14 protein-coding genes and 1 pseudogene are annotated in these 12,694 nt (G+C 66.9%); 9 read left to right on the top strand and 6 right to left on the bottom strand.

Going from position 1 to position 12,694, the window contains the following annotated elements; genetic code table 11:
- Window positions 1-8: 8 nt before the first annotated feature.
- Genes pcaF through LQK81_RS24080 form a run of 3 tightly spaced genes read right to left on the bottom strand, consistent with a single transcriptional unit; the run spans window position 9 to window position 2,618 of the window.
- Window positions 9-1,214 carry a 3-oxoadipyl-CoA thiolase gene (gene pcaF, locus LQK81_RS24070; protein WP_230808954.1) on the bottom strand — a complete coding sequence of 402 codons (1,206 nt, stop codon included), beginning with the start codon at window positions 1,212-1,214 and terminating at the stop codon, window positions 9-11.
- Window positions 1,215-1,224: 10 nt separating this feature from the next.
- Window positions 1,225-1,914 (bottom strand): CoA transferase subunit B, encoded by a 690-nt coding sequence (locus LQK81_RS24075; RefSeq protein WP_230808955.1) that lies wholly within the window; start codon window positions 1,912-1,914, stop codon window positions 1,225-1,227.
- Entirely contained in the window at window positions 1,911-2,618 is a 708-nt protein-coding gene (locus tag LQK81_RS24080; RefSeq protein ID WP_230808956.1) for a 3-oxoacid CoA-transferase subunit A, read from the bottom strand. Before LQK81_RS24080 ends, LQK81_RS24075 begins: the two co-directional genes overlap by 4 nt.
- 155 nt (window positions 2,619-2,773) lie before the next feature.
- Here LQK81_RS24080 and LQK81_RS24085 point away from each other — a divergent pair, with 155 nt between their 5' ends.
- Both LQK81_RS24085 and LQK81_RS24090 read left to right on the top strand, forming a co-directional pair.
- Complete coding sequence (locus tag LQK81_RS24085; RefSeq protein WP_230808957.1) at window positions 2,774-3,529, top strand: IclR family transcriptional regulator; 756 nt, start codon at window positions 2,774-2,776, stop codon at window positions 3,527-3,529.
- A gap of 60 nt (window positions 3,530-3,589) precedes the next feature.
- Window positions 3,590-4,264, top strand: a complete 675-nt coding sequence (locus LQK81_RS24090; RefSeq protein WP_230808958.1) for a sulfite oxidase-like oxidoreductase — start codon at window positions 3,590-3,592, stop codon at window positions 4,262-4,264.
- Here the strand turns inward: LQK81_RS24090 and pcaQ are convergent.
- Window positions 4,249-5,235, bottom strand: a complete 987-nt coding sequence (pcaQ, locus tag LQK81_RS24095) for a pca operon transcription factor PcaQ (RefSeq protein ID WP_230808959.1) — start codon at window positions 5,233-5,235, stop codon at window positions 4,249-4,251. The two genes, LQK81_RS24090 and pcaQ, sit on opposite strands and share 16 nt — an antisense overlap.
- A 106-nt stretch (window positions 5,236-5,341) precedes the next feature.
- Between pcaQ and pcaD the strand changes: the two genes are divergently transcribed.
- The 6 genes from pcaD to LQK81_RS24125 all read left to right on the top strand — a co-directional run bounded on the left by pcaD (window position 5,342) and on the right by LQK81_RS24125 (window position 10,576).
- Window positions 5,342-6,142: a 3-oxoadipate enol-lactonase gene (pcaD, locus tag LQK81_RS24100; RefSeq protein WP_230808960.1), complete on the top strand. Its 801-nt coding sequence runs from the start codon at window positions 5,342-5,344 to the stop codon at window positions 6,140-6,142.
- A gap of 4 nt (window positions 6,143-6,146) precedes the next feature.
- On the top strand, window positions 6,147-6,575 hold the full coding sequence (gene pcaC, locus LQK81_RS24105) for a 4-carboxymuconolactone decarboxylase (protein ID WP_230808961.1): 429 nt from the start codon (window positions 6,147-6,149) through the stop codon (window positions 6,573-6,575).
- Window positions 6,572-7,321 carry a protocatechuate 3,4-dioxygenase subunit beta gene (gene pcaH, locus LQK81_RS24110; protein ID WP_230808962.1) on the top strand — a complete coding sequence of 250 codons (750 nt, stop codon included), beginning with the start codon at window positions 6,572-6,574 and terminating at the stop codon, window positions 7,319-7,321. Before pcaC ends, pcaH begins: the two co-directional genes overlap by 4 nt.
- A gap of 1 nt (window position 7,322) precedes the next feature.
- Window positions 7,323-7,937 carry a protocatechuate 3,4-dioxygenase subunit alpha gene (gene pcaG / locus LQK81_RS24115; RefSeq protein ID WP_230808963.1) on the top strand — a complete coding sequence of 205 codons (615 nt, stop codon included), beginning with the start codon at window positions 7,323-7,325 and terminating at the stop codon, window positions 7,935-7,937.
- Window positions 7,938-8,070: 133 nt separating this feature from the next.
- Window positions 8,071-9,129, top strand: a complete 1,059-nt coding sequence (locus LQK81_RS24120; protein ID WP_230808964.1) for a 3-carboxy-cis,cis-muconate cycloisomerase — start codon at window positions 8,071-8,073, stop codon at window positions 9,127-9,129.
- A gap of 133 nt (window positions 9,130-9,262) precedes the next feature.
- Window positions 9,263-10,576, top strand: coding sequence for a calcium-binding protein (locus tag LQK81_RS24125; protein ID WP_230808965.1), 1,314 nt, complete (start codon window positions 9,263-9,265; stop codon window positions 10,574-10,576).
- 72 nt (window positions 10,577-10,648) lie between these two features.
- On the opposite strand, the gene LQK81_RS24130 is transcribed toward LQK81_RS24125, so the two are convergent.
- A complete protein-coding gene (locus tag LQK81_RS24130) occupies window positions 10,649-10,999 on the bottom strand; it encodes an ArsC family reductase (RefSeq protein ID WP_230808966.1) in 351 nt (116 codons plus the stop codon).
- 56 nt (window positions 11,000-11,055) lie between these two features.
- Window positions 11,056-12,225, bottom strand: a complete 1,170-nt coding sequence (locus tag LQK81_RS24135) for an amino acid aminotransferase (protein ID WP_230808967.1) — start codon at window positions 12,223-12,225, stop codon at window positions 11,056-11,058.
- Window positions 12,226-12,334: 109 nt separating this feature from the next.
- Here LQK81_RS24135 and LQK81_RS24140 point away from each other — a divergent pair.
- A pseudogene (locus tag LQK81_RS24140) lies at window positions 12,335-12,612 on the top strand (transposase); the annotation flags it as partial.
- Window positions 12,613-12,694 lie beyond the last annotated feature (82 nt).

Here is a 12,694-nt window from a genome sequence, read left to right on the forward strand (position 1 = left end):
GACCCTGCTCAGACCCGTTCCAGCGCGATCGCGATCCCCTGACCGACGCCGATGCACATGGTGGCAAGGGCCAGCCGGCCGCCGGTCGCGTTGAGTTCCAGCGCGGCCGTGCCGGCGATCCGCGCGCCCGACATGCCGAGCGGATGGCCGAGCGCGATCGCCCCGCCATTGCGGTTCACGCGGGCGTCGTCGTCGGCGATCCCCAACTGCCGCAGCGTCGCCAGTCCCTGGCTGGCAAAGGCCTCGTTGAGCTCGATCACGTCGAACCGCTCCTGCGTCAGGTCGAGGCGGGCCATGAGCTTCTGCGAGGCCGGTGCCGGGCCGATGCCCATGATGCGCGGCGGCACGCCGGCGCTTGCGCCGCCAAGGATGCGGGCGGTCGGCGTCAGCCCGTGGTCGCGGGCCGCCGCCTCCGATGCGATCACCAGCGCCGCGGCCCCGTCGTTGACGCCGGACGCGTTGCCGGCCGTGACCGTGCCGCCCTCGGCCCTGAAGGGGGTGCCGAGCCTGGCGAGAGACTCCATCGTCGTTGCGCGCGGATGCTCGTCCCGATCGACCACGATCGGCTCGCCCTTCCGTTGCGGGATGGTGACGGGCGTGATCTCCCTTGCCAGACGTCCGTTCGCCTGCGCTTCGGCCGCCTTGGCCTGCGAACGGACAGCGAAGGCGTCCTGATCCTCACGGGAAATCCGGAATTCCTCTGCGACGTTTTCGCCGGTTTCGGGCATGGAATCGACGCCGTACTGCTTCTTCATCAGCGGATTGACGAAGCGCCAGCCGATCGTCGTGTCATGGATCTCGGTGTTGCGGGAAAAGGCCGTTTCCGCCTTGGGCATCACGAACGGCGCCCGGCTCATGCTTTCGACGCCGCCGGCGATGATCAGATCCGCCTCGCCGGCCCGGATGGCGCGGGCAGCCGTGATGACCGCATCCATGCCCGAACCGCAGAGCCGGTTGATCGTCGTGCCGGGCACGCCGACGGGGAGGCCGGCAAGCAGCGACGACATGCGCGCGACGTTGCGGTTGTCCTCGCCCGCCTGGTTGGCGCAGCCGAAGATGACGTCGTCGACGGCGTCCCAGTCGACCGATCCGTTGCGTGCCATCAGCGCCCTGAGCGGGATCGCGCCGAGGTCGTCGGCGCGGACCGATGAAAGGGCGCCGCCGAAACGGCCGATCGGCGTGCGGATGTAGTCGCAGATGAAGGCTTCGGTCATGCCTGTCTCCTCAAAGCTCCGGTACGGCCAGATCGGCCACGGCGCCGTCGAGATGCAGCGTTGCGCCGGTCATGGCCTGCAGTTCGGCCAGGGACATGCCCGGCAGTTTCTCGCGCAGCACGAATCGGCCGTTTGCGACGTCGATGACGGCATGGCTCGTATAGATGCGGGTGATGCAGCCGACACCGGTCAGCGGGAAGGTGCACCTCTCGACCAGTTTCGGGACGCCGTCCCTGGTCACATGCTCGGTGATGACGAAGACCTGTCTGGCGCCGTGGACGAGATCCATCGCCCCGCCGACGGCCGGAACGCCCTTGCTGCCCACGCGCCAGTTGGCAAGGTCGCCGTTCTGTGCAACCTGGTAGGCGCCGAGGATGGCGACGTCGAGATGCCCGCCGCGCACCATCGCGAAGCTGTCGGCGTGGTGGAAGAAAGCGGCCCCCGGCTTGAGCGTCACGGCCTTCTTGCCGGCATTGATCAGGTCCCAGTCCTCCTCGCCCTTCGGCGGCGCTTCGCCGAAGTCGAGGATCCCGTTCTCGGTGTGGAAGATCGCCTGCCGGCCGGACGGCTGGTAGCGTGCCACCATCTCGGGAAAGCCGATGCCGAGGTTCACATAGGCGCCGTCCTCGATGTCCTGGGCGGCACGCCAGGCGATCTGGGCGTTGGAAAGCTTGATGTCTTCGCGTGTATCGACGGTCATGCGTAGGCCACTCCTGCCCGGATGAGGTCTTCTTCCTGCTGCGGATTGGCCACCTCGACGATGCTGTCGACGAAGATGCCGGGAGTGACGACGTGTTCGGGATCGATGCTGCCGAGGGGCACGATCCGGGAGACCTGCGCGATCGTCCGTGCCGCCGCCATGGCCATCAGCGGATTGAAGTTGCGGGCGGCCATATTGTAGGTGAGGTTGCCGTGCACGTCCCCGACATGAGCCTTGATGATGGCGAAATCGGCCTTCAGCCAGCGCTCCTGTACGTATTTGCGGCCATCGAATTCGGCGACCGGCTTTCCCTTCGCAAGCTCCGTGCCGAAGCTCGTCGGCGTGTAGAAGGCCGGAATGCCCGCCCCGCCGGCGCGGATGCGCTCGGCAAGTGTCCCCTGCGGCACCAGTTCCAGCTCGATCTCGCCGGCAAGGTATCTGTCCGTAAAGGCGCGCGGGTCGGACGAGCGCGGGAAGGAGCAGATCATCTTCCTCACCATGCCGGCGTCGATCATCGCGGCGATGCCGATCCGGCCGTTGCCGGCATTGTTGTTGATCACCGTGAGATCCTTCGGACCCTTGTCGATCAGCGCATGGATCAGCTCGATCGGCGCACCGGAACCGCCGAAGCCGCCGATCATCACGGTTGCGCCATCGCCGATCCCGGCCACGGCTTCCGTCAGGCTTGCGATTGTCTTGTCCATCTGGTTCTCCCGCCTGCTGCGCCGCCCGGACCTGCCTTGGCGCTTCCCGTGCGCCAGAAGTAGAACCCGGCAAGAAGACCGGCAATCATTTTGTGCGTTATTTGACTTTTGTTCAATTATCGCACAAAACAAGATGCCAGACGGGAGAGGGCCATATGCGGGAAACGGACTTTGTCGGCGGTTTCGCCAAGGGACTGAAGGTCATCGAGGCATTCGGCGAGGCGCAACCGCGCCTGACGATATCCGAGGTCGCCCGGCAGACCGGCCTGGACCGGGCGACCGCGCGCCGCTGCCTCCTCACGCTTTCCGAGCTCGGCTACGCGCATTTCGACGGCAAGTTCTTCGAGCTGACGCCGCGCATCCTCAGGCTCGGCCATGCCTATCTGTCGGCGACCCCCCTGCCGCGGCTGGTCCAGCCCCACCTCGACCGGCTCTCGGAGGCGGTGGGGCAAAGCGCCTCGGTCTCCGTCCTCGACGGCACCGATATCGTCTATGTCGCCCGCGCGGCACAGAAGCGGGTCATGTCGATCACCCTCGGCCCCGGCTCCCGTCTCCCGGCCTATTGCGCCTCGATGGGGCGCGTGCTGCTTGCGAGCCTGCCCGAGGCGGAAGCGCTGGGCCGGATCATGGCCAGCGACCGCAAGGCGAACACCGAATACACCAGGACCGATCCCGATGAACTGATGGCGGAACTGGCGCGCGTTCGCGCGCAAGGCTTCGCCGTCATCGACCAGGAGCTCGAAATCGGCCTTCGCTCCATCGCCGTGCCGCTGGAAGATGCCCGTGGTCGCGTGGTGGCGGCGCTCAATATCGGCGTGCCGGCGGTGGTCGTGCCGGTCGAGGAAATGACGTCGCGCTTCCTGCCCGCCATGCGCGAGGTCCAGGTCGCACTCCGCCCGCTGTTGCAATAGTCGCGTTCTTGACAGTCGTCAAAGGGCGGTGCTTGCTGCGTTGCGGCAAGGAGAGAGACGATGGACGACGGCCACGAGACGCCCGAAAGCAAGCTGACGCGGACCAAGCGCGGCTGGGCCGAGCAGGGCAAGTTTCTCACCGGCCGTATCGCGCGGCCCCAGTCCGGTCACTTGCCCGATCGCTTGCCGCCGGGACAGCATCTCGTCAGGAACTGGCCGGTGCTCGATCTCGGCCAGCAGCCGGTGGTCCGGCCGGAAAGCTGGCGGCTCGACATCGTCGGCGAAACGGAAAGGCCGGTGTCGCTCGATTGGCGCGCCTTCCAGGCGCTGCCGCAGTCCGACAGGCTTTCCGACATCCATTGCGTGACCACCTGGTCGCGCTATGACAACCGCTGGCAGGGCGTGGCCACCCGCGACCTGCTCGACCTGACCATGCCGAAGCCGTCCGCCACCCATGTGATGCTGTCGGGCTATGATGGCTACACCACGAACCTGCCGCTCGCCGATTTCGCCGTCGAGGAGGCGTTGCTTGCCACCCACTGGGAGGGCGAGCCGCTGACGGCCGAACATGGCGGTCCCGTTCGCGTCGTCGTGCCGCATCTCTATTTCTGGAAGAGCGCCAAATGGGTGAACCGCATCGAGTTCCTCACCGCCGACCGCGCCGGCTTCTGGGAGCGCAACGGCTACCACATGCGCGGTGATCCCTGGAGCGAGGAGCGCTACTCGGGCGACTGACCGCCTGCCTGCGCCGGCCGCGCGCGTAGGCTTGTCCGGTTGGCAGGCTCCTTCCGCCCCACCGCCGAAGCCGCCTCGCGGATCGTCTGCATCAGGATCGATTGCGGCAGCGAGGGCACGGCATCGGTGCGCATCGTCAGCCCCACCGGCCCCTTCGTCTCGCTGGTATCGACGGCGAGCGCGGCCAGTTGCCCGCTCTCGATGTCGTTCGCCACCACGCCCGAAGAGATGATCCAGACCGCATCGCTCGACCGGACGAAGGCGCGCCCGAACGCGTCCGAGACGGTTTCGATCTGGTTCGGCAATTTTGCGACGCCGTTTGCGATCAGGAGCCGATCGACGAAGGGGCGGATGACGGAACCCTGCGTCGGCATCAGCACGGGAAAGCCGGCGAGGCCGGCGAAGACGGATCGGCGGGGGGCGGATAGGGGGTGGCCGGCGCGGACGCAGAAGACCACCTGCTCCGAATAGAGGTGCTCGAAGGAGAACCCCGTCATCCGCTCGGGCGCCGCCAGCCGCCCGACCACGAGGTCCAGGTCGCCGATGCGCAGCTGTTCCAGAAGCACCGCATTCTCGCCGGTGACGATCTTGACGCGCACGCCGGTGTCCTCGGCCAAGAACAGGGAAACCGCATGCGGCATGATCCGGCTGGAGACGGTCGGCAGCGCGCCGATGCGGATCGGCGGCGCATCGCCGTGGAGCGCCTGCGACACCGAATCGAAGCCCTGCCGGAGCGCCGTCAGCGCCGCGCCGGCGTGGCGGAGGAAGACGTCGCCATGGCGCGTGATCCTGATGCCGCGGCCGTCGCGCTCGAACACGGCCACGCCCAGCACCTGCTCCAGTTCGCGGATTGTCTTGGTGACGGCGGGCTGGCTGACATGGAGCACGCCCGCGGCCTTCATCACGCTCTTCTGGCGGGCCACCTCGACAAAGGTCTGGAGATGGCGGAACTTGATGCGATTGTCGATCATGGCGCGCCTCGATCATGAATAACCATATGGTTATCAGGTTGCCATGAAATATCATTTTACCTAACCATATCAAGAGACCATTCTGCGACGTCGGGAGGAGACAGCCTTGCAGTTCGCGCGCGTCAACGACATCACGCTCCATCACCAGGTCATCGGCGGTCCGGAAGGCCGGCCGGTGCTGGTCTTCGCCAATTCGCTCGGGACGGACTACCGCATCTGGCGCGACGTCATCGTCCGCCTTGCCGGCGATTTCCCGATGATCCTCTACGACAAGCGCGGCCACGGCCTCTCCGATGTCGGCCAGGCGCCCTATTCGATCGACGACCATGTCAGCGATCTTGCCGGCCTGCTCGAAGTCTATGCGGTCAGGCAGGCCGTCATCGTCGGTCTTTCCGTCGGCGGCCTGATCGCGCAGGGCCTCTATGCCGCCCGGCCGGATCTGGTGAGGGCGCTCGTCCTGTGCGACACCGCCCACAGGATCGGAACTGCCGAGGCATGGGACGCCCGCATCGCCGCCGTCGAGCGTGACGGCATCGAGAGCATCGCCGACACCGTCATGGAGCGCTGGTTCACTCCGGCGTTCCGCCGACCGGAAAACACCGCCTATCACGGCTATTGGAACATGCTGGTCCGCCAGCCGGCGGTCGGCTACGCCGCGACCTGTGCCGCGATCCGCGATGCAGACTTCACCGCCGCGGCGAAACGGATTGCCGTGCCGACGCTGCTGGTGGTCGGCGACCAGGACGGCTCGACGCCGCCCGACCTGGTGCTTGCGACCGCAAAGCTCATCCCCGGCGCGCGCTACGAAGTCATCCCCGACGCGGGGCACATTCCCTGCGTCGAGCAGCCCGAGGCGCTGGCGGCGATCCTGCGCGCCTTCATCGAACCGCTGACGAACGGAGAGTAACGGCATGGCAGACGCGCAGTTCGGCTCGGACCGCTACCGCCAGGGCATGGCCACCCGCCGCAAGGTGCTGGGCGAGGCCCACGTCGATCGCGCGCAGGCCGCGGCCACCGCCTTCGACCGGCCGTTCCAGGACCTGATCACGGAGGCCGCCTGGGGAACGGTCTGGTCGCGCCCGGGCTGGACGCTGCGCGAGCGCTCGATGGTGACGATCGCGCTGCTCGCGGCGCTCGGACAGGACGACGAGGTGGCCATGCACGTGCGGGCGACGGCCAACACCGGCGCGACGCGCGAGGACGTCTGCGAAGCGCTCCTGCATGTGGCGATCTATGCCGGCGTGCCGGCCGCCAACCATGCGATCAGGATCGCCAAGCAGGTCTTTCAGGAAATGGACGCCGGGAGCGCGGCCGAAAGCCAGGCCGGGGGCAAGCGATGACCGGCATTCCGAACCGCAAGCCCGAGACGGGCGCCTTTTTTCCGCGCGACCGCAACCGGCATCCGCCGGCATTGACGCCGGGATACAAGACCTCCGTGCTGCGCTCGCCGCAGAAGGCGCTGCTGTCGCTCGACGGGACCCTTTCGGAAATCACCGGCCCGGTCTTCGGCCATTCCCTGCTCGGCGAACTCGACAACGATCTGATCCACAATTTCGCAAAGCCTGGCGAGAGCGCCATCGGCGAGCGCATCATCGTCCATGGCCGCGTCCTCGACGAGCGGGGGCGGCCGGTGCCGGGCGCGCTGCTCGAGTTCTGGCAGGCCAATGCCGGCGGGCGCTATCGCCACAGGAAGGAGAGCTACCTGGCCGCGCTCGATCCCAATTTCGGCGGCTGCGGGCGCGCGATCACCGACGACGACGGCGCCTATGCCTTCCGCACGATCAAGCCGGGCCCCTATCCCTGGCCGAACGGCGTCAACGACTGGCGCCCCGCCCACATCCATTTCTCCGTGTTCGGCCACGGCTTCGCCCAGCGGCTGATCACGCAGATGTATTTCGAAGGCGATCCGATGATCTGGAAATGTCCGATCGTGATGACCATCCCCGATCACGCCGCGGTCGAGCAACTGATCGCGCCGCTCGACTGGGCCAATACGATCCCGATGGATGCGCGCGCCTACAGGTTCGACATCGTGCTGCGCGGCCGCCGTTCCACGCTGTTCGAGAACCGGCTGGAGGGCAACTGAGATGACGCAGCCGCTCGGCTATCTGAAGGAAACGCCTTCGCAGACCGCGGGCCCCTATGTCCATATCGGCCTGACCCCGAACCATAGCGGCATCGACGGGGTCTATCCGGGTGACCTCGGCGCGGCGATGGTCAACGACCGGACGCTCGGCCGGCGCATCACCGTCACCGGCTGTGTGCTGGACGGGACGGGAACGCCGCTGAAGGACGCGCTGGTCGAGATCTGGCAGGCCGATGCCGAGGGCCTCTACAACAGCCCGTCCGAATTGCGTGGCACCGCCGATCCGAATTTCACCGGCTGGGGCCGCTGCGCCTGCGACGGCGCCACCGGCGCGTTCCGTTTCGAGACCATCAAGCCCGGCCGCGTCCCCTTCAAGGACGGCCGGATGATGGCGCCGCACGTCAATTTCTGGATCGTCGCCCGCGGCATCAATCTCGGCCTCAATACGCGCATGTATTTCGGCGACGAGGCGGCGGCCAATGCCGAGGATCCGGTGCTGATGCGCATCGAGCATCGCCTGCGCGTCCAGACCCTGATCGCGGCCGTCGACGGTTCCAGTTACCGCTTCGACATCCACCTTCAGGGCGAGAGCGAAACGGTGTTCTTCGACATCTAGCCTGACGGCGCGGAACCCGCTGCGGCGCGGCCGGCCTTGATCGGCCGCCGGTTTGCGCCATCTTTGTCGTCAGCATCCCCGATTGGCGGGGACGCATGCCGACGGCTGAAACGACTTTGCCAGGGTGACAGCGATGACCGTATCTCCGTTCGACCACCCCTACCTGTCCGGTCTCCTGGGCGACGAGGAGATGGCGGAACTCTTTTCCGCAGCCGCCGAGCTCGAGGCCATGCTCGCCTTCGAGGTTGCGCTGGCCCGTGCCGAGGCCGCCGAAGGCATCATTCCGGTGTCGGCGGCCGAAGCGATCGCCGAAGCGGCCCACCAGTTTTCGCCGGACGTCGCGATCCTGCGCCAGGCCACAGCCCGCGACGGCGTCGTCGTCCCGGAATTCGTTCGCCAGTTGCGCCAGGCCGTCGGCGGCGAGGCGGCCGACCACGTTCATTTCGGCGCCACCAGCCAGGATGTGATCGACAGCGCCCTGATGCTGCGCCTGACCCGCGTCGCCGTCATCCTCAGCCATCGTCTCGGCGCCATCGTCGATGAATTAAACGAACTCGACGCCCGCCACGGCGGCCGGGTGCTGATGGGACGCACCCGCATGCAGGCGGCGATCGAGATTGCCGTGGCCGATCGCATCGCCGCCTGGAAGCAGCCGCTCGAACGCCATATCGAAGAGCTCGGCCTTGCGATCGAGCAGCGGTTTCCGGTCCAGTTCGGCGGTGCCGCCGGCACGCTCGACAAGTTCGATGACCGCGGGCCGGCGCTTCGCACGCTGCTTGCCGACGCGCTCGGCCTCGCCGACGTGCCGCAGTGGCACAGCCAGCGCGACCGGATCGCCACGTTCGGCGCCCTCCTGTCCCTGATCGCCGGCAGCCTCGGCAAGCTTGGGCAGGACATCGCGCTGATGGCTCAGGATGGCAGTGAGATCGTCCTGTCCGGTGGCGGCGCCTCATCGGCCATGGCGCACAAGCACAACCCCGTTTCGGCCGAGGCGCTGGTGACGCTGGCCCGCTTCAACGCCACGGCCCTTGCCGGCCTGCATCAGTCGCTGGTGCATGAACAGGAACGTTCCGGCAGCGCCTGGACGCTGGAATGGATGCTCCTGCCGCAGATGGCGGTCGCCGCCGGCAGCGCCACGCGGCTCGCAGGCGCCGTCTTGCGGTCGATCGAGGACCTGGGCAGCGTACGTTAGGGGCGGCGTTCGCCAGGCCGCGCGGACGGCATCGTATCGGCCCCAACCTCGCCCGTTAGAGGTAGGCTGCCTTCATCGACAGCACCGGCCGGCACCCGTATATTAGGTTTCCCTTATTGTTGGAGGATGGCCGATGGCAACCTATACGGTGTATTTTCCCGGCAGCAAATATCCCCAGAGCTACAGCCCCGCGATCGCGGGCTTCGACTATAATCCGATGTTCGGCGACCTCGTCGATTTCACCGAAGCCTCGGTCATCAGCCGCTCTTCGACCGTCTACAGCCTTCAGTTGGACAACGGCCTGAAAGTTCGCCTCGTCGGCTCCGGCTTCGCCTTCGACAAGGATGGTGCCGCGACGGCCGGGACGGTCAGCCGGCTGGAACTGCTGCAATCCGACGGCGTGACCCCCGTCGCCAAGCTCACCGGCCTGAACCTCTCGCTCGAGGCCCTGGAGAATGCGGCCGACGTCTTCGACCCCTGGAACCTGCAGGCCTGGATCCTGAACCGCAGCGACACGCTCGACGGATCTTCCGGCAACGACGATCTGGAGGGCTTCGGCGGCCATGACACGATCAACGCCAAGGGCGGCGACGATTTCGTCATCGGCGGCGAGGGCCGGGACAGCTACGACGGCGGCAAGGGCTGGGACAACCTCAGCTTCCAGGATGCCCGCCACAATCCGAATGCTTTTGGCGGCGTCGTCCTCGACGCGGCCGACGGCACGGTGAGGGACCCCTACGGCAACAACGAGACGTTCCAGAATTTCGAGACCTTCCGCGGCACCCAGTTCCGGGACATCCTGAAAGGCTCGGCAAGGGACGAGGACTTTCAGGGGGTCGGCGGTCGCGACGCGATCGACGGCCGCGGCGGCTTCGATACGGTCAGCTATCACCGCGACCAGAGCAACGGCGGCGGTGCCAGGGGCGTCACCGTCGACCTCAAGGCCGGCACCGCCATCGACGGCTTCGGCAAGACGGATACGCTGAAAAGCATCGAGGGCGTGCGCGGGACGGGCTATGCTGACAAGCTGACCGGTGACGCGGGAGACAACTGGCTGCGCGGCGACAGCGGCGACGACACGATCGCGGGTGGCCTCGGCAACGACCAGCTCCGGGGCGACGCCGGCCGGGACTCGTTCGTCTTCAACACCAGGCTCAGCGCCAGGAACAATATCGACGAGATCGAGGACTTCAACGTCGCCGCCGATACGATCATGCTGGAAAACGCGATCTTCACCAAGCTGTCCGGCACCGGCACGCTCTCGGCCGCCCAGTTCGTGGCAAACGACAGCGGCACCGCCAAGGACAAGTCCGATCGCATCATCTACGAGAAGGACACCGGCAACCTCTACTACGACTGCAACGGCAGCGCCGCGGGCCAGCGCAAGCTCTTCGCCATCGTCGCCGACGAACTGAAGATCACCGCCGACGACTTCTTCATCATCTGACGGAGCCGCCGGCCTGATCGTGCCCGGCTACCGGCCGCAGCGCCGCGTTCCGCGATCCGGGCCGCGGCTGCCTCATGCCGCGAACGCGGCCTCGTAGATATCCGGCTTGAAGCCGGCCAGCAGTCGTCCGTCGATGTCGAGGATCGGTCGCTTGATCATCGAGGGCTGGGCGAGCATGAGGGCTGCGGCCTTCTCCGCGTCGAGGCCGGTCTTGTCGGCCTCGGGCAGGGCGCGGAACGTGGTGCCCGCGCGGTTCAGCACCGTCTCCCAGCCGAGCGCACCGATCCAGCGATCGAGCGAGCCCTTGTCGATGCCCTCGGCCTTGTAGTCGTGGAAACGGTAGGAGATGCTGCGGCCGTCCAGCCAGGTCCGTGCCTTCTTCATCGTGTCGCAGTTCTTGATGCCGTAGATCGTCACAGCCATGACGTTTGTCCTTTCGATTGCGGGTCTCGACCGGCCTGCCGGCGCGTCGGTGCTGCTCAGAGGCTCAGGAACTTCTCGACCACGTCATCGACCTCGGCGCTTTTCAACCCGGCGATGTTGATGCGGGCCGAGCCGGGCATGTAGATCCCGTGGTCGTGGCGAAGCCGCAGCACGTCGGCCTCCTCGAAGGGCAGCAGCGAGAACATGCCTTCCTGTTCCGCCATCGCCGTCAGCACCTGCCAGCGGCGCGACAGGCCGGCGGCCAGCTTCGTGCGGATCGAGGCGACCCGGCGGCGCATTGTCTCCAGTTCGGCCATCCAGTCTGCCTTCAGCGCCTCGTCGCCGAGGATCTCGGAGACGATCGCCGCACCGTGGTCCGGCGGCATCGAATAGTTGGCGCGGGCGATGCTCGCGAAATTGGTGCGGGCGGTTTGCGCCGCATCCGCCGAGGACGCCACCGCATAGACCGCGCCCGTGCGTTCGCGGTAGAGCCCGAAATTCTTGGAGCAGGAAACGGCAACGAGCGCTTCCGGCACGGCGGCGAGCAACGTTCGCAGTCCCGCCGAATCCGCGTCCAGCCCCTTGCCGAACCCCTGATAGGCGCTGTCGACCAGCGGGATCAGGCCACGCTCGGCAATCAGGGCCGAGATCGCCGCCCATTGCTCGGCGGACAGGACCCCGCCGCTCGGATTGTGGCAGCTCGCATGAAGGAGCACCGCATCGCCGGCTTCGGCGCCCGCGAGCGCGTCCGTCATCTGCTCGAACAGGATCGCCTGCGAGGGGACGTCGAAGTAGGGGTGCGTTGCGATTGCAAGCCCGGCCGCCTTGAAGATGGCAGGGTGGTTCGGCCAGGTCGGAACGCCGAGCCAGATCCGCTTGACGCCCATGTGGACCAGCAGGTCGGCGGCGAGCCTGACGGCACCGGAACCGCCCGGCGTCTGGACGCCGGCGGTCGGGCGTTCCCGCCCGGCAGTGCCGGCAGCCAGTTCCCACAGGCGTTCGACGAAGACGGCGTCGCCCTCGGGGCCGACATAGGACTTGGTCGCCTGGTTCTCCAGAAGCCGCCGCTCCGCCGCCTTCACCGCCCGGAAGATCGGCGTCGCGCCCTGTTCGTCGCGGTAGACGCCGACGCCGAGGTCGACCTTGCCGGTCCGCGCGTCCGCACGGTAGAGGCCGATCAGGGCGAGCAAGGGATCGTCGGGCTGTCGGGTGAGCTTGTCGAACATGGCGGCCTCCTCCTGGATCGTTGTCGACGCTGGTTTAGGGGAATTCGTGGGCGATTTCGAGCCCTGGTGCCGACTGTCGGCCCGGGCATGGTCGGAAACGTCGCATTCGGTCGGCTCGCTTGCCGGGTTGGCACCCATCCACGACAATCCGGGAACGGGATCGGCCGCGCCTTCATCCGCGGTGGCCGGGCCAATGCCCGACAGGCGATCTACATGCCGGCGCTTGTCGCGATACGCTTCAATCCGGAATTGAAGGCGAAATACCGCCAGCTCAAAGCCGCGGGCAAAGCACCCAAGGTCGCCATCACCGCCATCATGCGAAAGATTGTCGTCATCGCAAACGCACTCCTCAGGGATGGCAGAAAATGGGAAGCATCCATGGCTTGACCAACACGGATACTCCAGGATTGGAACCAACCCTTCCGTGAAACGGTTGCAGGGCCGGAGCGTGTCGCTTACATTCGGCGCG

Origin of the sequence: Rhizobium sp. GN54, assembly GCF_021026345.1 — a bacterium.
Taxonomy (GTDB): Bacteria; Pseudomonadota; Alphaproteobacteria; order Rhizobiales; family Rhizobiaceae; genus Mycoplana.